General features: G+C 72.1%; 18 protein-coding genes. 6 read left to right on the top strand and 12 right to left on the bottom strand.

Annotated elements, in window-relative coordinates; translation table 11 throughout:
* Nucleotides 1-3: 3 nt before the first annotated feature.
* Together AB0C26_RS26430 and AB0C26_RS26425 are read right to left on the bottom strand one after the other, a co-directional pair.
* The gene (locus AB0C26_RS26430) at nt 4-681 is read right to left on the bottom strand and encodes an endonuclease/exonuclease/phosphatase family protein (protein ID WP_360252764.1); all 678 of its coding nucleotides are present in this window, start codon (nt 679-681) and stop codon (nt 4-6) included.
* A gap of 4 nt (nt 682-685) precedes the next feature.
* Nucleotides 686-1,636 carry an ROK family glucokinase gene (locus AB0C26_RS26425; RefSeq protein WP_360252761.1) on the bottom strand — a complete coding sequence of 317 codons (951 nt, stop codon included), beginning with the start codon at nt 1,634-1,636 and terminating at the stop codon, nt 686-688.
* Between the two features lie 728 nt (nt 1,637-2,364).
* Here AB0C26_RS26425 and AB0C26_RS26420 point away from each other — a divergent pair.
* Complete coding sequence (locus AB0C26_RS26420; RefSeq protein WP_360252758.1) at nt 2,365-2,760, top strand: hypothetical protein; 396 nt, start codon at nt 2,365-2,367, stop codon at nt 2,758-2,760.
* A 735-nt stretch (nt 2,761-3,495) separates the two neighbouring features.
* Here AB0C26_RS26420 and AB0C26_RS26415 read toward each other — a convergent pair.
* Nucleotides 3,496-3,948 (bottom strand): SRPBCC family protein, encoded by a 453-nt coding sequence (locus AB0C26_RS26415; RefSeq protein WP_360252755.1) that lies wholly within the window; start codon nt 3,946-3,948, stop codon nt 3,496-3,498.
* A gap of 187 nt (nt 3,949-4,135) precedes the next feature.
* On the opposite strand from AB0C26_RS26415, the gene AB0C26_RS26410 reads away from it, so the two are divergent.
* Both AB0C26_RS26410 and AB0C26_RS26405 read left to right on the top strand, forming a co-directional pair.
* Nucleotides 4,136-5,761 (top strand): GAF domain-containing sensor histidine kinase, encoded by a 1,626-nt coding sequence (locus tag AB0C26_RS26410; protein WP_360253158.1) that lies wholly within the window; start codon nt 4,136-4,138, stop codon nt 5,759-5,761.
* A 7-nt stretch (nt 5,762-5,768) separates the two neighbouring features.
* A complete protein-coding gene (locus tag AB0C26_RS26405) occupies nt 5,769-6,437 on the top strand; it encodes a response regulator (RefSeq protein WP_020512124.1) in 669 nt (222 codons plus the stop codon).
* 182 nt (nt 6,438-6,619) lie between these two features.
* Here the strand turns inward: AB0C26_RS26405 and AB0C26_RS26400 are convergent, their stop codons facing one another.
* Both AB0C26_RS26400 and AB0C26_RS26395 read right to left on the bottom strand, forming a co-directional pair.
* Entirely contained in the window at nt 6,620-7,033 is a 414-nt protein-coding gene (locus AB0C26_RS26400) for a DUF4395 domain-containing protein (RefSeq protein WP_360252751.1), read from the bottom strand.
* A 64-nt stretch (nt 7,034-7,097) separates the two neighbouring features.
* Nucleotides 7,098-7,607, bottom strand: a complete 510-nt coding sequence (locus AB0C26_RS26395) for a MarR family transcriptional regulator (protein WP_360252748.1) — start codon at nt 7,605-7,607, stop codon at nt 7,098-7,100.
* A gap of 113 nt (nt 7,608-7,720) precedes the next feature.
* Here AB0C26_RS26395 and AB0C26_RS26390 point away from each other — a divergent pair, with 113 nt between their 5' ends.
* Complete coding sequence (locus AB0C26_RS26390) at nt 7,721-8,959, top strand: MFS transporter (RefSeq protein WP_360252745.1); 1,239 nt, start codon at nt 7,721-7,723, stop codon at nt 8,957-8,959.
* Here the strand turns inward: AB0C26_RS26390 and AB0C26_RS26385 are convergent.
* The 7 genes from AB0C26_RS26385 to AB0C26_RS26355 form a co-directional block, all read right to left on the bottom strand.
* Nucleotides 8,956-9,774: a sugar nucleotide-binding protein gene (locus AB0C26_RS26385; RefSeq protein WP_360252742.1), complete on the bottom strand. Its 819-nt coding sequence runs from the start codon at nt 9,772-9,774 to the stop codon at nt 8,956-8,958. The two genes, AB0C26_RS26390 and AB0C26_RS26385, sit on opposite strands and share 4 nt — an antisense overlap.
* Nucleotides 9,775-9,781: 7 nt before the next feature.
* Nucleotides 9,782-10,786, bottom strand: coding sequence for a thioredoxin family protein (locus tag AB0C26_RS26380; RefSeq protein WP_360252739.1), 1,005 nt, complete (start codon nt 10,784-10,786; stop codon nt 9,782-9,784).
* Nucleotides 10,787-10,854: 68 nt separating this feature from the next.
* Entirely contained in the window at nt 10,855-12,771 is a 1,917-nt protein-coding gene (locus AB0C26_RS26375) for an ATP-binding cassette domain-containing protein (protein ID WP_360252736.1), read from the bottom strand.
* Between the two features lie 87 nt (nt 12,772-12,858).
* Nucleotides 12,859-13,989, bottom strand: coding sequence for a glycosyltransferase family 4 protein (locus AB0C26_RS26370; protein ID WP_360252733.1), 1,131 nt, complete (start codon nt 13,987-13,989; stop codon nt 12,859-12,861).
* Entirely contained in the window at nt 13,989-15,239 is a 1,251-nt protein-coding gene (locus AB0C26_RS26365) for a M48 family metallopeptidase (RefSeq protein WP_360252730.1), read from the bottom strand. Before AB0C26_RS26365 ends, AB0C26_RS26370 begins: the two co-directional genes overlap by 1 nt.
* Nucleotides 15,240-15,288: 49 nt before the next feature.
* Nucleotides 15,289-15,510, bottom strand: a complete 222-nt coding sequence (locus AB0C26_RS26360; protein ID WP_360252727.1) for a hypothetical protein — start codon at nt 15,508-15,510, stop codon at nt 15,289-15,291.
* Nucleotides 15,511-15,605: 95 nt separating this feature from the next.
* Complete coding sequence (locus AB0C26_RS26355) at nt 15,606-16,868, bottom strand: NYN domain-containing protein (RefSeq protein WP_360253156.1); 1,263 nt, start codon at nt 16,866-16,868, stop codon at nt 15,606-15,608.
* A gap of 213 nt (nt 16,869-17,081) precedes the next feature.
* Between AB0C26_RS26355 and AB0C26_RS26350 the strand changes: the two genes are divergently transcribed.
* Together AB0C26_RS26350 and AB0C26_RS26345 are read left to right on the top strand one after the other, a co-directional pair.
* On the top strand, nt 17,082-18,881 hold the full coding sequence (locus AB0C26_RS26350; RefSeq protein WP_360252724.1) for a DEDD exonuclease domain-containing protein: 1,800 nt from the start codon (nt 17,082-17,084) through the stop codon (nt 18,879-18,881).
* Nucleotides 18,882-18,978: 97 nt separating this feature from the next.
* On the top strand, nt 18,979-20,769 hold the full coding sequence (locus tag AB0C26_RS26345; RefSeq protein ID WP_360252721.1) for an HD domain-containing protein: 1,791 nt from the start codon (nt 18,979-18,981) through the stop codon (nt 20,767-20,769).
* The last annotated feature ends 10 nt before the right edge of the window (nt 20,770-20,779 follow it).

Raw genomic sequence — 20,779 nt, 5'->3', positions numbered from 1 at the left:
GGCCTACTCGGAAGGCAGAACCAGGTCCGCGACGACCGGAAGATGATCACTCGCCCGGCGGGCCCGGTCGTTCTCGACGATCTCATACTTGTCGATGGCGATGTCGGGGCTGACGAAGAGCCCGTCGATACGCCGGGCCGGCACCGTGGCCGGGAAGGTGGGCCGGTTGTCGGCCGAGGTGACCAGACCGTCCTCGACCGTACGCCAGGCGCCGCCGCCCGGGCCCTCGTTCAGGTCGGCCGCCGCGATCAGCGGGCCGTCGACCGCGCCCAGCGCCTCTTTCCAGAGGGCGGCCTGAGCCGGCCGCTCGGCCGGGTCGGTGGCCAGATGCGAGCCGGCGACGGTGAACGTGCCACCACGCACCGATCCGCGGGCGAAGACGGCGCCGCGCAGGTGCCGCCCCGGGGTGAGCGGATAACGCATCACCCACGTGTCGAGCACCCGCACCCGCAGGTTGACCAGCAGCAGGTTGCCCAGCGCGGGCAGGCCGCCGGCGGCCACCACCATGCCGAGGTCGTCGGCCAGGGCGGCGCAGCGGTGCCGCCACCGGAAGCGCCGGGGCGCCTCCTGCACGACCAGGACGTCCGGGGCGAGCTCGCGGACCAGGTCCACGAGGGCGCCCCGGTCGTCCTTCAGGCCGTGAACGTTGTAGCTGATGACGCGCAGCGCGGGCCCGGTCATGAGGTCAGGGACGCCGGGCCAGGTCGGCCGCGCCGACGACGCCGGCGGTGTTGCCGGTCTCGGCGGCGTGCAGCTCGGCCACCGGGAAGCGGCCGCGCTGCTTGAGCTGGTCCCGGTACGTGGTCTGGGTCGGCGTCATGAGCAGGTCACCCGCGTCGACGACGCCGCCGCCGACCACCAGGATCTGCGGGTCGAAGCTCTGCGCGAGGTCGGCCATGGCGACACCCAGCCAGTAGCCGATCTGCCCGAACGCGTCCCGGGCGACGCCGTCGCCGGCCCGCGCGGCCTCGGTGATCTGCCGCCCGGTGATGGCGAGCGGGTCGCCGCCGGCCAGTTCGAGCAGCTGGGCGGCGCGCTCGGGTTCCTGCCGGGCGCCGGCCCGGGCGAACCGGACGAGGGCGTTGCCGCTGGCGTACTGCTCGAGGCAGCCGAGCCGCCCGCACCCGCAGGGGTGGCCGTCGGGCACAGACTGGATGTGGCCGAGCTCGGCCGCGATGCCGTGGGCGCCGCGCCACAGCTTGCCGCCCAGCACGATGCCGCCGCCGATGCCGGTCCCCACGGTGATCATCACCATGGAGTCGTCCATGTGCCGGGCGACCCCGTACCGGAACTCGGCCCAGGCGGCCACGTTGGCGTCGTTCTCGAGCACGGTGGGCAGGCCGACGGCCTTGCTCACGTAGTCGCGCAGCGGCTCGTCCCGCCAGGCCAGGTTCGGCGCGAACAGCACGGTCGAGCCGGCGGCGTCGATCCAGGCGGCGGCGCCGATTCCGATGGCGGTGGCGTCCGGATAGGCGGCGGCGAGCTCGGCGGCGACCTCGACGATCGTGTCCCGGGTGCCGGCCGGGTCCTCGGCGGGCGTGTCCCGGCGGTTCGAAGCCAACACGGTGCCGTGCTCGTCGACCACCCCACCGGCAACCTTGGTACCGCCGACGTCGACTCCGATGGTCAGCGTCACGCTGCCCGTCCCCTCTGTCCCATTACTCCGCGCCACCGTCCCGGGCGTCGCGGGTCCCACTGTCCGAGGACGCCTCCGCGCCCGCCTCATCATGATCCACCGTCGTGCTTGAAGCCACGTCGGCAACACCCGCATCCGCGGTGGCCGCGGCCCATACATCAAACCTTCGGGGTGTACGGGTTTCCCGCCCCACCCCACCCGCAGTGTCGCCGGTCTCCCCACGCCCCCGCTCACCGGCCCCACCGGCTCCCACGCCCGCGCCGGCCCTAGCGTCCGCGCCCCGCCCGGCAGCCCCCGCGTCCACGTCCGGCCCGGCAGCCCCCGCAACGTCCGCGCCCCGCCCGGCAGCCCTCGCGCCCACGTCCGGCCCGGCAGCCCCCGCGATGTCCGCGCCCCGCCCGGAAGCCTCCGCGAGCCGCGAGGCCTCGGCTTCCCGGCGCGCCCGCGCCTGCTCAGCGGCCTCGGCAACCCGGCGGGCAGCCTCGGCGGCCGCCCGCTGCGCCGCTTCCCGCCGCACTTTCAGCTCAGCCGCATGCTCAGCGGCCGCCGCAGCCGCACTAGCCGTCGTCGCCGCCGACCAGGCGTCACCACCCGAACCAGCCGCCGGCCCAGCACCCGCCGCGCCGCTCGAACCAGCCCCCAGCCCAGCACCCGCCGCGCCGCTCGAACCAGCCCCCAGCCCAGCACCCGCCGCGCCGCTCGAACCAGCCCCCAGCCCAGCACCCGCCGTGGTGGCCGCCGACCACGCGTCACCGCTCGAACCGGTCCTCGGCCCACCGCTCGCCGTGGTGGCCGCCGACCAGGCGTCGCCGGTCTTGTCGGCGTTCGTGGCGGCTGTCCAGGCCTGGCCCGGGGTGTTCCTGGCGTTTGCCGAACGAGTGGCCGAGGACCACGTCTGGTCGGCGTTGCCGGGGCGCGCCGTCTTGGAGGCGGGGCGAGCGGAAGGACGGCGCCGCTCCCCCGTCATCGCCGAAAAGGCGCGCATCAGGTGGGCCACGCCGGTGGCGAGGTCACCCGCGCCGCTCGCCAGGCGGGCGGCCGCCATCGGGCTCGGGTCCCGCGTCGCCGCGATCGCCTTGCACACTGGGCAAACACAGCATTCCGGGCTGCCGGTGGCCCAATGACCAGAGCCGGACGAGCGATTTGCCCCGCTTTGCGACGCCCGGGACCACCCGTCGCGCCGAGCGTCCCCGCTCGCGTCGCGATCGTCGCCGCCACCCGGGCCACCCAAACCGCCCAAGTCCCCGAGGCGGTCGCCCGCCGCGCGGATCATGGAAGCCAGCCCACTGCCCAGCCGGTCCCAGTCAGGCCCGCCACCGGAGCCACCAGACCAGCCGCCGAACCCACCAGACCAGCCGCCGGACCCGGTGGCCTCTCGGCCCGGCGAAGTGCCGCCGGAGGAATCGCCGCCTGCCGCGCCCCCAATCACGCCGCTCGGCGAATCGCCACCTGGCGCTCCCCCGAAAGCATCGCCGCCGGTCGCGCTACCCGCCGCACCGCCGGTCGCGCCGCTAGTCGCGCTACCCGCCGCACCGCCGCTAGCCACCGCACCGCCGTGGGTCGCGCTACCCGGCGCATCGCTGGACGAGCCAGCCGCCGCCCCGCCGTAGGTCGCGCTACCCGGCGCGGCGCTGGGCGAGCCAGCCGCCGCCTCGGCGCGGGTCGCGCCGCTTGGCTCGTCGCTGGGTGGGCCGCTCTGGACGCCGTCGGCTGGGGAAGTGTTCGACGGGTTGCCGCCGGAGCTGCCTGGGCCGGTGAAGGGGGCGGTGGCGGTGGAGATCGCGGCGAGGACCGTGGCGACCAGGCGCTCGGCCTCCTCTCGGGCGGAACCGGACATGTCGCGCTCCTCGGTGGTGCTCTCAGCTCGGCGGGAGGCTCTCGACGCGGCGCTTGAGCTGCTTCAGTGCCGTGTCCATGATCATCTTTTCGGCCTTGCGGCGGAACATGCCGAGCATGCCGATGGAGAGCTCCACCTCAAGTGTGTACGTCACCGTGGTCGTGCCGTCGCCACCGTCGGCAAGGTCATAGGAGCCGCGCTGGGATTTCTGCGTCTTCGAGGGCCGGACCAGGTGCCACTCGATGCGGCTGAGGTCGTCGGCGTACGCGTACTCCAGGGTGTAGTCGTCGGCCATCACCCCGGCGTCGATCACGAACCGGACCGTGGCCGCGTACCCGTCCTCGTACTCCTCGAGGACCTCCACCGTCTTCATCGCCTCGGCCCACTCGGGGTAGCGCGGGAAGTCGCTGATCACCGCGGCCACGCGGTCGAGGGGCGCATGGACCTGGATCGACTGCGTCGAGGTGTCCGCCATGCACGGGAGGCTACCCGCTCGGTACGACATTCCCGGCGACGGCCCCGCGCCCCTGGGTACGACATTCTCGGCGACGGCCCCGCGCCACGAGCCGGTCGCGGCCGGGGCGGCTACCATCCGTCAGGTGCCGGTCCTAGCCAGCGTCTCCGCGCGCGTCCAACCGCTTGCGGTGGCCGCGCGCATCGTCATGCTCGCGCTGGTCGCGGCGCTCACCCTGATCGCCACCGGCGAGGTCCGGCAGCTCGGCTGGATAGCCCTGCTCGTCGTGGCCGCGCTGCCCGCGTTCCTGGCCCCCGAGCACCGCCTGTTCGCGCCGCTCGGGCGGTTCGCCGAGGTCGCCATCACGGGTCTGGCCGCGGGCTCGATCGCCGCGGCGGCCGAGGCGCACGGCACTTTGGACGCGGGCTTCGGCGCCGAGGTCGTCCTGCCGTACCTGACGGTTCCGCTCCTGACCGCCGCCCTGCGCCGCCGGCCGACCGAGGGCGCCGCCCTGCTCGGGGTGGCGGCCGTCGCGCTGGTCGTCGGCGGCACCCTGATCGGTGATGTCAGCCCGATCACCCAGCCCGGCTTCCTCGCCGCCGGCGGGCAGTGGCTGGTGCTCGGGGCGATCATAACGTTCGCGGCCGACACCATGCGCCAGCTGATGCAGCCCAGTGAGCCGACCCCGCAGCCGTACGCCGAAGCGACCCGCCTGCTGACCCAGCTGCGCAGCGTCGCCCGGTCGTTGCCGGGCGCCACCCTCGACCCCGGCGGCATCTCCGAGCACCTGCTCGAGGAGCTGCGGCTGATCACCCCGGCCGACCGCTCGGCGGTTCTGTCGGCCAGCGGCGGCGGCCGGCTCGTGGTGCTCGCGCAGACCGGCGCCGAGCGGGTCGACTGGGAGACGACGCTGGACGCCGACTCGGCCATCGCCGACGCCTGGGCCACCCAGCAGCCGATGACCGCGAACCGGTCGCAGGCTCGTTCCGGCCGCAAGGGCGACACCTCGTCGCTGGTCGTGCCGCTGGTGGCCGGGGTGCGGACGATCGGGCTCGTCATCCTCGAGACGGATGTCGCCAACGCGTACCCCTCAAGCGTCGTCAGTGAAGTCACCTGGGTGACCGACCCCGCCGCCCTGCGGCTGGAAGCCGCTTTGCTTTTCGACGACGTGCGGTCGCTGGCCACCAATGAGGAGCGTCAGCGGCTCGCCCGGGAGATCCACGACGGGGTCGCGCAGGAACTTGTCATGGTCGGATACGGCATTGACAACGCGCAGGCCACCCTCCCCGAGGGCGCCGACGAGACGGCCGAGGAGCTGCGCTCGCTGCGCGCCGAGGTGACCCGGGTGATCACCGAGCTGCGGCTGAGCCTGTTCGAACTGCGCTCCGAGGTGGACCGCAACGGCGGCCTGGCCGCCGCGATCGCCGAGTACGCCCGTACGTTGGGCACCTCGGCCGGTCTGCGGGTGCACTTCACTTTTGACGAATCGACGGCCCGGCTGCCCGCCGCGACCGAGGCCGAGTTGCTGCGCATCGCCCAGGAGGCGATCACCAACGCGCGCAAGCACGCCGGAGCCTCTAATCTGTGGGTTACCTGCACCGTCGACCCCCCGTACGCCGAGATCGAGGTCTCCGACGACGGACGGGGCTTCGCGGACGACCGCCCGGACGGTCGTTATGGTCTGACCATCATGGCCGAGCGGGCGGAACGGATCCGGGGCCGACTCAAGATCACGCCGCGACACCCCAGCGGGACAACCGTTGCCGTAGTGCTCGGTTCTCCGGCCAGGCGCGATAGCGTGCGGGATAGCGTTTCCGCTCCAGAAGGGGAGTAACCCGAGCATGTCGACCAGTCCGGCGCCGACGACGCGCACCAAGGTCCTCCTTGTTGACGATCATGACTTGATTCGTAAGGGGCTGCGACACGCATTCGAGCGCGACCGTCAGTTCGAGGTCGTGGGTGAGGCGGCCACGGCCGCCGAGGCGGTCCGCCAGGCCGGCGCGTTGCAGCCGGACGTCGTGATCATGGACCTCCGCCTGCCCGACGGCAGCGGCCTCGAGGCCACCAAGGCCCTCCGTAAGAACAACGCCAACATGGGCATCGTGGTCCTCACCATGTACGCGGGTGACGACCAGCTCTTCGGCGCTCTCGAGGCGGGCGCGAGCGCGTTCGTCCCCAAGACGGCACCGGCCGACGAGGTCGTGGCGGCCGCCCGGCACGCGGCTTCGGCCCCGAGCGCGTTCACCGCGGCCGACCTGGCCGAGGCCATGAAGCGCCGGCTCGCCCCGTCCGGCCCGCAGCTGTCCCCGCGCGAGGGTCAGGTGCTGCGCCTGCTGGCCGACGGCATGAGCGTCGCCGGCATCGCCAAGCAACTGTTCGTCTCCGAGTCGACGGCCAAGACCCACATTTCCAAGCTGTACGAGAAGCTGGGCGCGGCCAACCGCGCGCAGGCGCTGATGACGGCGCTGCGACTGGGTCTGCTCGAGGCTCCGGACGCGCCGAAGTTCTGATCCCCGGTTTTTCCGTACGTATGCAGCCCGGTTCCCCCACCGGGCTTTATGCGTTTCTGGCCGTCACGCGCCCACGCGAATCAGACGTTTCTGGCCGTCACGCGCCCACGCGAATCAGACGTTTCTGGCCGTCACGCGCCCGCGCGGATCAGGCGTTTCTGGCCGTCACGCGCCCGCGCGGATCAGGCCTTTCTGGCCGTCATGCGGCGGAGGGCCAGGTAGGCCTCGCAGCCCAGGCAGAGGCCGAAGGCCGCGTTGAGGAAGGCCGCCAGCAGGCCGAAGGCGGTGAAGACGACGCCCAGCATGGTCACGCCGCTGAGGTAGCCGACACTCGCGACAGCCAAAAAGCTAAAACCGACTAATTGGGCAAATCGCACGGGCGCGACCGGCTCCCGTTCGGCCGGCGGCCCGATCCGGGGCAGGACCAGGGCCCGATAGACGTACGAGTAAGGGCCGCGCCGCGGATCGGCGGCGGTGACCGCGAAGATGATCGTCTGAACGAGCGCCAGCCAGCCCCACCCGGTCGCCAGCACGACGACGAGAACGATGCTGGTCAGTGTGGCCGCGAACCGCTGGCCCCGGGGATCGAGCTCCATGTCCCGAAGCTTCGCACCCGTACGGCCGTGCCGGCCCCGTGAGTGTCATCACCCACTATTTCGATCAACTTTCGAGGTCGAGCAGAACCTTCCGCAGGAGCCCGTTGAGCTGGATCAGTTCCTCGTGCGAGAGCGCGCCCAGCACCTTCTGATCACGGGCCATCCCCTCGAAGATGTACTTGTTCCACGCCGCCCGCCCGGACGCCGTCGGGCGGATGATCACCCGTCGCCGGTCGGTGTCGTCGTGCTGCCGGGTGACGAGTTCGGCCGCCACGAGCCGGTCGAGCCGGCTCGTCATGGCAGCCCGGGTCACGTTGGCCGCCTCGGCGAGCTGGGCCGGCGTGGCCTCCACCGGCCACGGCTGAACCATCAGCACGTGCAGCGTCTTGTAGTCCTCGAAAGTCAGCTCCTTGGACTCGGCGAACGCGGCCGAGTCGGCCCGGCGGATCTCACGCTGGATGTAGCTCATCCGCACCAGCGCCCCCTCGACCTCGGGAACGAACGCGGGCTCGTCCTTCCAGAAGGCCGCCCACCGTGCCACATGCTGGTCCACGCTGTCCCGCTCCTCCGCCATGCCGGCCATTCTGCCGCTCCGATCATGATCGTCCCGCCTCGGCCCGCGCTTCACCATCGTACGTCTAATTTTTTGATTGTGAATAGTTAGACGGTGAACTACTGTCTCGTCTCATGCGACGGATCAGTGATTTTCGGCTGCTGGTGAGCGGGCTGACGCTCTCCTGGATCGGCAACGGGTTTCAGACTGTGGCGCTCGCCGTCGCCGTCATCAAAGCCGGCGGCGGCCCCGGCGACCTCGGGCTGGTGATGGCCGCGTCGATCGTGGCCCGGCTGGCCTGCACCCTGTTCGGCGGCGTCTGGGCCGACCGGCTCCAGCCGCAGCGGGTCATGGTCGCCTCCGACCTGGTCCGGATGGCGGCCGCCGGCGCCATGGCCGTCATGTTCTTCAGCGGCGGCTACCACCTCGTGCTGCTCTGCGCCCTCGCCGCGATCTCCACCGGCGCCGCCAGCTTCTTCGATCCGGCCTTCGGGGCGCTGCGCCCGCTGCTCGTCCCGGTCGAGAAACGGCAGGCGGCGAACGCCACGATCAGCATGCTTCAGACCGGCAGCCAGGTCGCCGGTCCGGCGCTGGGCGGCGTCACCGTGGCCGCGTTCGGCGCGTCGGCCGGTTTCACCGTCAACGCGCTCAGCTTCCTCGCCTCGACGATCGCCGCCCTGCTGCTGCGGGTACGGGCCGAGCGGGGACCCCGCACCTCGATGCTCAGCGAACTGGGCGACGGCTGGCGGGAGATCCGTAAGCGCGACTGGCTGATGTTCGGGCTCTTCGGCGCGACCGTCTACCACATCGCCAACGGCATCATCCTGGTCCTGGTGCAGGTGGTCGCCATCGAGCGCCTGGGCGGCCCCTCCGCGGCCGGCTTCATCGCCGCCGCCGAAGGGCTGGGCGGTCTCATCGGCGCCGCGATCGCGTTGCGCTTCAAGCCGCGGCGGCTGCTCCGGGCGGGCTGGCTGACGCTGCTGCTGATGCCGCTCTGGGCTTTGGCGTACGTGTGGCCGGCCGAGCTCGTCGCCGTGATCGCGGGCGCGATCGTCGGCTACGCGGGCCTGATCTTCTTCGACGTCGCCTGGGAGACGGCCATCCAGGACCAGGTGCCGCAGCGCATGCTGGGCCGGGTCTCCTCCTGGGACTACCTGACCTCGTTCATCGCCATGCCGATCGGCAACGTGCTGGCCGGCCCGCTCGAGGCCAAGTACGGCACGTCACCGATCCTCACCGCCTGCGCGGCCGTCCTGTTCCTGTCGGCCGCCACCCAGTTCCTGGTGCCGGGCACCCGCCGCCTGACCCGCCCGCGGACCGAGCCGGCCCCGGCCGCGCCCACCCCGGAGCTGGCCGAGACGACCGGCGCCTAAACGGGCATGAACTCGCGGACGCCCCGGAGCCGGGTACGCAGCACGGACGCGGCACGTTCGGTGATCAGCCGAACGTCAGCGGCCAGGCGAGCGCCCGACTCCGCGAGCGTGGCCGCGGGAATCAGCGACGGATCGAGACCTTCCCGGCGCGCGACGAGAACGCCCAGGTCGTACCGGCTGATCGCGTCGGGCCCGGACACGTTGAGCACGCCCCGGTAGTCGCTGGCGGCCAGCTCGAGCAGGGCCGCGGCGAGATCGTCGACGTGCACCGGCGTACGGATCATGTCGGTGAACAGCGCGCCCCGCGCCCGGCCGGCGATCAGATCGCGGGTCAGGTTCTCGTGCTGTCCGCGGCCGTCGCCCACGATCACCGAGGTCCGCACCACGGCGGCGGCGGGATCGACGGCGGCGATCGCCGTCTCGGCCGCGGCCTTCGCGGCCCCGTACCGGTAGAGCGGGTCGGGCGGCGCGTCCTCGTCGTACTCGACCTCCCGCCCGGAGAACACCGCGTCACTGGAGACGTGCACCAGTCGGCTGCCCTGCGCCGCCGAGGCCGCCGCGACGTGGGCGGCGCCGTCGGCGATGACCCGCCAGTCGTCCCGCCCGGCGGCAGTGTGGATCACGACCGCGGGCCGAACCCGCCGAACGAGCTCGCGAACCGCCGAGGCGTCGCGAATGTCCAGTTGCTCCCCGGCATGCGCACCGGCGGCGTGCCGATAGGTGCCGACGACGGTCCAGCCCGCGCCGGCGGCGTGCTCGGCCACCCGCGATCCCAGGTGACCGGTGGCGCCGGTGATCAAAACCCGCTGATTCATGAGCCCATCAAAGTACCGCACCCAGAGCCGCGATCAACTGCGGTTTCCCCGGTACGCCGGTGGCACGCTTGGCGATGCGGCCTTCCCCGTCGAGCACGAGGAGGGTCGGGGTACGCCAGATGCCCAGAGCCCGCACGGCCTCGAGGTGGCTCTCCGCGTCGACCTCCACGTGCCGGACGCCCGGAACCATCGCGGCCACCTCGGAACTGACCCGGCGCACGGCCCGGCAGGGCGCACAGAACGCCGACGAGAACTGCAACAGCGTCGCCTTGGCCTCTTCCACCCCCAGCTCACGCATCAGCTCCGGCCCGAGCCGCACACCCTCCGCGCCGGCGCCACCTTCCTCGACAGTGCCCGGTTCCTCCCGCGCATCCGGCACCACGCGACGCCCCTGCTCACCGCCGGATCGCGCGCCGCCCGAGCCCGCACCGCCAGAGCCCGCACCATCGAAGCTCGCACCGCCGGAGCCCGCCACGTCTAAGCCGGCACCTCCAGCGCCCGCACCGTCAGAGCCCGCACCGCCGGAGCCCGCTACGTCTGAGTCGGCACCTCCAGCGCCCGCACCGTCAGAGCCCGCACTGCCGGAGCCCGCACTGCCGGAGCCCGCACCATCGGAGCCTGTACCGCCAAAGGCGGCACCGCCGGAGTACGCACCGCCTGCCGACTGCTCGCGCTCAATATCCACTCCCCCAGTCTCCGCGAGGCTGAGCCAATCGGCACGCGCCCCCTCGACTTGGCCGGCGGTGGCGACGGGAGAGCCGACGGCTGGAGTGATCGCGGCGGCTGTGGTTTCGGCGGCCGAGCTGGTGCCGCCGGCGGCGCGTGGGGCGAGGGCTGCAACGGTGGCTGCGGCATCGGCCGTGGTGGCGGCATCGGCCGTGGTGCGATCAGCCGCGGTGCGAGCGGCGACGGTGCGAGCGGCCGCGGTGTGGGCGGTAGCGGGAGCGACGTCGCGGAAGCGGCCCTCGGTGCGGCGGCGCCACAGGCCGACCGCTGTGCCGATCAGCAGCACGGCGCCTACGGCTACCAAGCCTATCGAATCCATAGGGCTAGCGTGCCATGGAACGGCTGCGGCGGCGATCAGGCCATTTGGTACGCGCTGGCCTGCAACGTGAACATCTGGGCGTAGATGCCGTCGGCTGCCATCAGTTCCTCGTGGTCGCCCTGCTCGACGATCGCGCCGTGGTCGAGGACGTAGATGTGATCGGCCTCGCGCACGCTCGCCATCCGGTGGGTGATCAGGACGACCGTGCGGCCCTCGGCCAGCTCGCGCAGCCGCTGGTAGACGTCGTGCTCGGCCCGGGCGTCCAGGTTCGCCGTGGGCTCGTCGCAGATCAGCAGGGGCGCGTCGCGGAAGAACGCGCGGCTGACCGCGAGCCTCTGCCACTGGCCGCCCGACAGGTCGGCGCCGTCGATGAAGTGGCGGGACAGCAACGTCTCGTACTGCCGGGAAAGCTCCATCACGAACTCGTGGGCGTTGCCGGCACCGGCGGCCGCGTGGACCTCAGGCATCGAGGCGGGCCGGTCGTGGCGGCCGATCGTGATGTTGGCGCGGGCCGACAGCGGCCACCTCGTCGGCTCCTGCATGACCACAGCCACCTGCCGGCGTACCGAATCCGGGTCGAGCCTTTCCGCGTCGACGCCGTCCCAGAGGATCCGGCCCTGCTGCGGCCGGTGCAACCCGGCCAGCAGGGTCGCCAGCGTCGACTTGCCCGAGCCGTTCTCCCCCACCAGCGCGATCACCTCGCCGCGGCGCAGGGTCAGGCTGACCTCGCGTACGGCCGGATGGTCGGCGTCCGGATAGCTGAACGTGACCGCCTGCAGCGAGATCTCCTGGAAGGAGGGTGGCGCCTCGCCGCCGCCGGCCGGTTCCGCCCGCGAGCGCGACAGCTCGCAGAAGCCCTGGAAGTCGGCGAAGTAGAGCCCCTGGTCGAAGACCCGGTTGGCCGAGAAGGCGATCTCGCTGAGCTTGCCGATGCCCATGTTTATCGCGTACGCGGCCGCACCACCCGCCGCCAGCTCCATGCGCCCGGTCCACAGCAGCCAGAGCAGCACCGCGTACGCGAAGGCCGTCGCGATCGCGCTCAGCATGGTGCCGACCAGAGTGGTGCGCACCTGCCGGGTGGCGATCCTGATCTCCTCGTTGGTCGAGATCGCCAGCAGCCGCCGCACTTCTTCGAGCAGGAACGACCGCAGCGTGAAGGCCCTGAGCTCGGGGGCCGGTTCGCGCGCCGCGAGCAGTTCGGCCAGCATCCGCTGCCGCCGCCACACCGCGATGAGCCGCAGCACCCGCCGGTAGCCGAGCCGGGCCGACCGCACCGCCGCCCACCCGATCGGCACGACGGCCAGCACCAGCAGTGGCAGCAGGACCGGGTGCAGCACCGCGAGCACGCCCGCCGCCGCGACCAGCCCGATCACGTTGGTCGCCAGCTCGATGACCCGGTCGACGAGTTGCTGGGCGGCCGAGATCCCCCGGTCGCGGGCCCGCTCCATGGCGTCCCGCCAGTCCGCGTCGTCGAACGTGGCCAGGTCGACCTGCGTGGTCAGGGTCAGCAGCCGCATCTCGGCCGCCTGGTAGACCTTCGGCGAGAGGCGTCCGTTGGCGGCGGCCGCGGCCGAGGTCAGCGCCCCGCGCGCCGCGGCCGCCCCGACGACCAGGAGCAGCGAGGGCACGGCGGCGCGCACCCGGTCGGGCGTCGGCACGTCCTGCAGCAGCCCGTCGAAGACGCCGACCACGCTGATCAGGCCGACCGCGCTGGCCACGCCGCCCGCGATCTGCAGGACGGCGAGCGCCATGGTGGTCCGCGAGTCGGCCCGCCAGGCGAGCAGCGAGGCTTCCCGCAACAGTCGCGGCAGGCGTTTGAGCATCTGCCAGAAGGAGGTGTTCGCGGCCTCTTCGGTGCTGGTCAGCCAGTACGGAAGGGAGAGCTCACCATCTTCGAACTCCACCTGTACGTCGTCATCGGCTGTGCCCTGGCCGGAGTCGGCATCGCGCATCTAAGCTCCATCTCGGACGTCGCTAGACCTTTCCTACGCCCGATCCCCGATCCGCGTCTGTCCGATCACGGACAGTGATCCATTCACTCATGACTCCTCGTCCAGGAGGTGAGCCAGGCGGGCGGCCTGGGACTCCCAGCGCCATTCCTGTTCGACCCAGGCGCGGCCGGCCCGGCCCATCTTGCGGGCCAGGGCCTCGTCGGTCAGCAGGTCGGTCAGGCGGGCGGCCAGGGCCGGCACGTCGCGGCCGCCGACCACGTAGCCCGTCTCGCCCTGGCGGACCGCGTCGGGAGCGCCGCCGGAGTCGCCGCCCACCACGGGCAGGCCGGTGGCCGAGGCCTCCAGGTAGACGATGCCCAGGCCTTCGACGTCGAGGCCGGCGGCCCGGGTGCGGCACGGCATGGCGTAGACGTCGCCGGCCGCGTAGTGGGCCGGAAGCTCGGACCACGGGACCGAGCCGGTGAACACCACGCTTTTCGCCACGCCGAGGTCACCGGCCAGGCGTTCGAGCTTGGGGCGGTACGGGCCACCGCTGACCAGCAGCAACGCCGCGTCCGGGACCCGGCGCAGCACCGTCGGAAGGGCCCGGATCAGCATGTCCTGGCCCTTGCGCGGGACCAGGCGGGAGACGCAGACGACGACCGGGCGGCCGGTCAGGCCGTGGCGGGCCCGGACCTCGCCGCCGTCGACGCCGGGGTGGAACGTGTCCACGTCGACGCCGGGGGCCAGGCGTTCCAGAGTGGTCAGCCCGTGCAGGGCCTTGTCGAGCCGGGAGCGCTGGTATTCGCCCAGGTACGTGATCACGTCGTTGCCGCGGGCTATGCGGCGCAGCAGCCGGCGGGCGCCGGGCAGAGCCGCCCAGCCGATCTCGTGGCCGTGGGTGATCGCCACCGCCCGTTCGATGCCCGCGTTACGCCGCAGGCCCTCGGCCAGCAGTCCCAGGGGGGCGGCGGCACCGAACCAGACGCGATCGCAGTCGTGTTCGCGGGCGAGCGCCGCGGCGCGCTTGGCGACGGCGGGGGTCGGCAGCAGGATGCCGGTCTTCTCGCGGATCACCTCGAAGGGCTGCTCGGCGTCGAATTTCTCGGCGCCCCGCCAGGTCGAGGCGTACACGACCAGGGAGCCGGCCGGGCGGCGGACCGCCAGGTTGTGGATGAACTGCTGGATGCCGCCGGGGCGGGGCGGGAAGTCGTTGGTGATCAGCAGGGTGCGGGACATCAGCGCTCACCCCGGGCGTACGCGCGGGCCGCGGCCATGCGCTCCACGGTGGACGGGTGTGAGGCGAACAATGTGTGCTCCCAGGCCGGCGGATCGGGGTCGGACAGGTTGACCGTGCCGAGGCGGCGCTGCATCGCCTCGAAGGTGGCCGGGTCGCCGGTCAGGTCGAGCGCGTGGGTGTCGGCCCGGGCCTCGATCCGGCGGCTGACGAACGCCTGCGCCGGACCGGCGGCCAGCCCGGCCAGGGTGACCAGGGCGAGCAGCAGGGCGATGGCGCGGGGCTCGCCGATCGTGTCGACGCCGGCCCGGCCGAGCAGCCACTGCCAGGAGCCGAGCAGGTAGAGCGCGATCACCGCGGCGGCCGTGCCCAGCGCGCCCAGGAGGGTGCCGGTCAGCACGTCACCGTCCTTGGCGTGGCCGAGCTCGTGCGCCGTCACCGAGACCACCTCGTCCGGTGTGGCCTCGGTCAGCATCGTGTCGTAGACGACGATGCGCCGGGTCGGCCCGATGCCCGAGACGTAGGCGTTCACGGCCTTCGTACGCCGCGACGCGTCGGCCACGAGAACGTCCTTCACGGGTACGCCGTCGCGCTCGGCCAGTTGCATGAGCGAGGCGCGCAGCGGGCCGTCGGCCATCGGGGTGAACTTGTTGAAGACGGGCTCCACCAGCACCGGCAGCACGAAGGACAGCAGCACGACCAGGCCGGCCGCGCCGACCGCCCCGATCGCCCACCACCAGCGCGGCGCGAAGTGGGTCACCGTGTAGAACCCGGCCAGCGCCAGCCCGCCGATCACCGCGCCGACCGCCCACGACTTGAGCAGGTCGACCGCCCACGCGCCCCAGGACTGGGTCGAGATCGCGTACTCGACGAGGATCGACCGCCGCCACGCGGCGAACGGCAGCGTCACCACCTCGGCCACCAGCACCACGGCGAAGCCGCCGAGCACGGCCTGGGCCAGCCAGTGGCCGCCGAACGGCCGTCCCGCCTGCGTCACGATCCACGCGCCGAGCGGCGTGAGCCCGAGCACCAGGGCGACGATCAGGCCGATCGCCATCGACCCGTAGGAGCCGGGACGGAGCGCGGCGTGAAATGCCCGGGAACGCTCGATCTGATCGGCGGGAAAAGACCCGAGCGCCGCCACTTGATCAGGCCGGGGGGACGGCGACCGATGCCACGGGATCGTCAGGGCGGCGACGACCGCCAGGCCGGCGAGCAGCGCCAGAAGGGCGAGGAAAGCCCAGAGCCGCATCGCGTGACCTCCCTGACGAAAGAAAAGCCCATCTTAGAGAGACGAACGATCACGCCACGTGACGGCCTCGCGGGTAGAGCGGCACGACCACCGGTGGGTCCGGCGTCTCGATCAGCTCGACCTCGAAGCCGGCCAGCTCGAACACCTCGATCGCCCGGAGCTCGCCCGGTGTCAGGTCCTCGATGCCGTCGGGGGTGTTGGCCAGCGCGGAGACCAGACAGCCGGAGCACTCGCCGGGGGCCCGGTCGCAGCGACCGCAGTCGATGATCATCACTCCTCCTCCCCTGTGGCGGCCGGGGGAAGGACGACCACCATCAGTGACCATCACGGTACGAGGGGGGTATGACAAAAACCGGAAAGCGCAGGTCAGGACCGCGAAAGCCGCCGTAGCAGAGAGTCCGCGCCCATCGGGTACGCCCCGTGGCGGCGCACGCCGTCGGCCACCTCACGGTCGGACGAGATGACCACTAGCGGCCGCCCCGACGGCTCGGCCCGCACCAGCTGGCGGATCAGCTCGTCGGCGGTGTCGCCCTTGCGCGAGAACAGCACCCGGACCCCGCGCGGGGACGGCGGCAGCCCGTGCACCCGCTCGGCGCCGTCGAACACGACGGTCACCTCGTCGCCGGTCTGGGCCGCGATGCCGCCGAGGCCGGTGATCAGGCGTTTGCGCTGCTGCTCGAGCGACATCTCGGCGAAGCCGCGCTTGGTCACGTTGTAGCCGTCGACGATCAGGTGGGCCCGGGGCAGGGCGAGCAGCTGGTCGAGCCGGCCCGGGTCGTCGGTGTCCTGGGCGCGGGCCCGCGAGCGCTCGGGCGAACCGGGCAGCTCGGCCGCGGTGTCGGCCACGAAGTCGGCCGGCAGCTTGTCGGCCGGGTTGAGCGCCAGCTCGCGGCGCAGACCGGAGGCGGCCTGCCCGATCGTCTCGAGCAGCAGCCACAGCCGCGCGTCGTCGACCGCCCGGGCGTCCTTGGCGCTCTGTTTGCCGGTGGCCGCGGCCGCCTCGGCCTCGGCCAGGCGGGTCTTGAGCCGGCGCACCTCGGCGTCGTGGTCGGCCGCCGTGCGGGCGATGCGGCCTTTCTCGGTGGCCAGCAGGTCGGTGGCCCGCTTGGTGGCGGCCTGAGCCTCGCGCAGGGCCTTGGCCGTCGACCGGGCCTCCTCGCGCAGCTGCCCCATCTCCTCGCGGACCCGGGCCAGCTCGTCGCGGAGCTTGTCGGCCTCGACCTTGGCCACCGTGCGGTCGTGCTCGGCCCGGACGGCCCGCTGCTCGGCCTCGCGCAGCTGGGTGGCGACGGCGGCGCTGTCGGCCTCGGCGGTCACCGCGTGACCGGCCTGATCGATCAGCTCACGCCAGCCCTCGGGGCGGGCCAGGTAGGCCAGGGCGGCCACCTCGACCGGGTCGGCGGCGGCCGGCGCCATGCCGCTCGCGACGGCGGCGCCCAGGTCACCGGTGTCGGCCACCACCCGGGTGCTGATCCGCTGGCGGAACAGCGGGTCGGCCGCGAGCTGGGCGGCGATCTCCCGGCCACCGAGCCGGGCCCGGCGGTTGGGGGCGAAACGGGCGACCTTGCGCATCGGCACGGGGATCTCGTCGGCCGGCAGCGCCGGCAGCGCGGCCGCGGCCAGCGTCATGATCCGCTGACGCACCGGCTCGGGCAGGGTGGGTTCGGGCGCGAAGTCCGCATCCTGAACGACCGCCTCCGTGTCGGAGCGGTCATCAGGGGCAAGTGGCGCGGACATCTACCCATTCTCACACCGCTGGCTGCGGAAAAGCTTGTCGAAGCAAGTGATCTTTTATAAGGGCCGGGACGGAACATGTCGTACCCCCTCTTTAAAGTCCCCGGCGTGGCACAACCGGCTTACGTCCAGGGCACTCTGGACACGCTCCTCAGCGCCGACGGCTCGGTCGAGCCGGCGGCGCTCTCACTGGCCGACACGACCTTCGTCGTGCTCGACCTGGAAACGACCGGGGGCGCGGCCGACGGCGCCGGCATCACCGAGATCGGCGCGGTCAAGGTGCGCGGCGGCGCCGAGCTCGGCGAGTTCCAGACCCTGGTCAACCCGGGTGAGAAACTGCCGCCGTTCATCACCGTGCTGACCGGCATCACCGAGGCCATGCTGGCGCCGGCCCCGCCGATCGAGTCGGTGCTGCCCAGCCTGCTCGAGTTCCTGCGCGGCGCCGTCCTGGTGGCGCACAACGCGCCGTACGACGTGGGGTTCCTGAAAGCCGCCTGTGCCCGCCACGGCTACCCCTGGCCCAACCCCCGGGTGCTCGACACCGCCGCGATCGCCCGGCGGGCGCTGACCCGCGACGAGGTGCCCAACCGCAAGCTCGGCACGCTGGCCCAGTTCTTCCGCTCGGCGGTCCAGCCCAGTCACCGCGCCCTCGACGACGCCCGGGCCACGGTCGACGTGCTGCACGGCCTGATCGAGCGGATGGGCAGCTTCCGGGTGCACACGCTCGGCGACGCCATCGACTTCGCCCGCGCGGTCACCCCCACCCAGCGCCGCCAGCGCCACCTGGCCGACGGCCTGCCGCACGTGCCGGGGGTCTACGTGTTCCGGGCGGCCGACGACCGGCCGCTCTATGTGGGCACGTCGAAGGACATCGCGACCCGGGTACGCAGTTACTTCACCGCCAGTGAGAAGCGGGCCCGGATGTCCGAGATGATCGGCGCGGCCACCCGGATCGAGGCGGTGGAGTGCGCCCACTCGCTGGAAGCCGAGGTCAGGGAACTGCGGTTGATCGCGGCGCACGCACCGCCGTACAACCGCAGGTCCAAATATCCCGATCGAGTGGTCTGGCTCAAGTTGACCGATGAGCCCTACCCGCGCCTGTCGGTGGTGCGCTCGCTGGCCGACGACAACGCGGCCTACCTGGGCCCGTTCTCGTCGCGGCGGACGGCCGAGCTGGCCGCGGCCGGGGTCTACGACGCCGTGCCGCTGCGCCAGTGCACCCACAAGCTCTCCCTGCGGACACCGATCGCCGCCTGCGCCCTGGCCGAACTGGGCAAATGCCCCGCGCCGTGCGAACACAAGATCACCCCTGAGGAGTACGCGGCGAGCGCCGCCCTGCCCTTTCGCACGGCTACCCACGGTGATCCCGAGCCGGTGATCCGGGCCCTGGTCGACCGGATGGAATCGCTCTCCGAGCGACGGCGGTACGAGGAGGCGGCCACCCTCCGATCGCGGCTGATCGCGTTACTGAGAGCGACCGTCCGCATGCAACGACTGGCCGGGGTGACCCGGATCGCCGAAATGGTCGCGGCCCGGCGCAACGACGTCGGCGGCTGGGAGATCGTCGTCGTGCGGCACGGCCGGCTCGCCGCGGCCGCGACCTCCCCGCCGTACGAACATCCTCGCCCGACCCTCGACGCGGCCCGGATGACCGCCGAGACGGTCCTACCCGGACCGGGTCCGGTGCCGGCCGCGTCGGCCGAGGAGACCGAGCGGATCCTGGCGTGGCTCGAGCGGCCCGACACCCGGTTGGTGGAAACTTCCGGCGACTGGGTGTCACCGGTTCGTGGCGCCGCGCGCTTCACTGACCTGCTCAACCGGGCAGAAGCGGCAGCTTCGGGCAAAGACTCGTCCGTTCGCTCATCCGTAACTGACCGTTCGGATGACGCTCGCTCGCTTAGGCTGTAAGGCAAGTGAAATCTCGAGTCTGGTTCGCCGGGCTTCATGACGATTTGGCTTCACTGGTTCGCGGCCGCGCGAGCCACTGCGGTGAGGGGGTGTCCAGGTGGACGTCGACGCCGGCCACGGCGCCGCCCTTGGACGTGCCCTCCCGAAGCCTGCCTCCGAGTTGACGATCGGTCGTCGCCTGCGGTCCTTCCTGAGCTTTCAGGGCAACGACGACGACCCGGTGACCGTCCTCACGCGCACCCACCGTGCGATCCACCCGTCGGCCGACGCCGGCGTGCTGCGCCGCAGCTACGCGATCGCGGAGAACATGCACCGCGGTCAGATGCGCAAGTCCGGCGATCCGTACATCACGCATCCGCTCGCCGTCGCGCAGATCTGCGCCGACCTCGGCATGGACACGACCACGCTGGTCGCCGCGCTGCTGCACGACACGGTCGAGGACACGAGCTACACGCTCGAGGCGCTGCACGGCGACTTCGGCCCCGAGGTGGCCCATCTCGTCGACGGCGTGACCAAGTTCGACAAGGCGTTCTACGGCAAGGCGGCCGAGGCCGAGACGATCCGCAAGATGATCGTGGCGGCCGGCAAGGACGTCCGCGTCCTGGTGATCAAGCTGGCCGACCGGCTGCACAACATGCGCACCCTCGACGCGCGCTCCCCGGCCAGCCGGGCCCGCATCGCGACGGCCACCCTCGACGTGCTGGTACCGCTCTGTGACCGCCTCGGCATCCAGGCCCTCAAGCGCGACCTAGACGACGTGGTGCTCTACCACTTGGAACCCGACTCGTACGCGCGGATCGACGAGCACGTGCGCAACCGCCCGGGCTGGGACGACTACCTGTCCGAGGTGAAAGCCAAGGCGCAGACGGCGTTGCGCCGCTCCCGAGTCTCGGCCGAGGTCACGCCCCGGCCGAGGCACTACTACTCGATCTGGAAGGACACGGTCGCCGGCGGCCACAAGGTCCCGTTCGACCTGCCCCGCATCGCGGTGGTGGTCGACGGCCCCGAAACGGACTGTTACGCCGCGCTCGGCGCCATCCACGGCCAGTGGCGACCGGTGGCCGGCCGGTTCAAGGACTTCATCGCGTCACCGAAGAACAACCTGTACCGCTCGCTGCACACGACGGTCACCGGCCCGGACGGCCGACTGGTCGAGGTGCTGATCCGCACCGAGACGATGCATGACTATTCGGAGTACGGGGTGGCCACCACCTACCGCTATCCGAAGTACGCGCAGGACGCCGAGGCCTCCGGGGCCGACCAGCTGACCTGGCTCAAACGGGTCCTCGACTGGCAGCAGGACACCACCGACGCCGCCCAGTTCCTCGCCTCGCTGCGATGCGACCTGGCCGAGGCCCAGATCACCGTCTTCGCCCACGGGCACGCGTTCGAGCTGCCCGGCGGCTCCACCCCGGTCGACCTGGCCTACGAGCTCGGCCCGCAAAAGGGCGACCAGTGCCTGGCCGCGACCATCAACGGCCGGCTGGCCCCGTTGAGCTCCCAGCTCCGGGACGGCGACGTGGTCGAGATCTTCTCCGAGACCGACGGCCACGTCGAGGTCGAACCCAACGCTCCCCGCGGCCCCCGCAAGGAATGGCTCGGCTTCGTCAAGTCCAGCCAGGCCCAGTTGCAGATCAACCGCTACTTCGACGAGAAGAACGAGCCCGGCATCAGCATCGCCGACAAGGTCCGGCTGGGCCGCGCGACGATCGGCCTGACCCTGCGCAAACACGACCGGGGCCTGGCCAGCGAGGTGCCGCTGCGCCGCCTGGCCGAGGAACTGGGCTACCCCGACCTCGAGACCATGCTGGTCGCGGTCTGCGAGCGCAACCTCGAGCCGGACGCGGTCGTCGAACAGCTCATCGCCCTCGTCGACCATCCGGATTAAAGCCACAGTA

This window comes from Actinoplanes sp. NPDC048796 (assembly GCF_040650035.1).
GTDB lineage: Bacteria > Actinomycetota > Actinomycetes > Mycobacteriales > Micromonosporaceae > Actinoplanes.
Note: the sequence above shows the minus strand (reverse complement) of the source record. Positions and strands in the feature narration are given on the sequence as shown.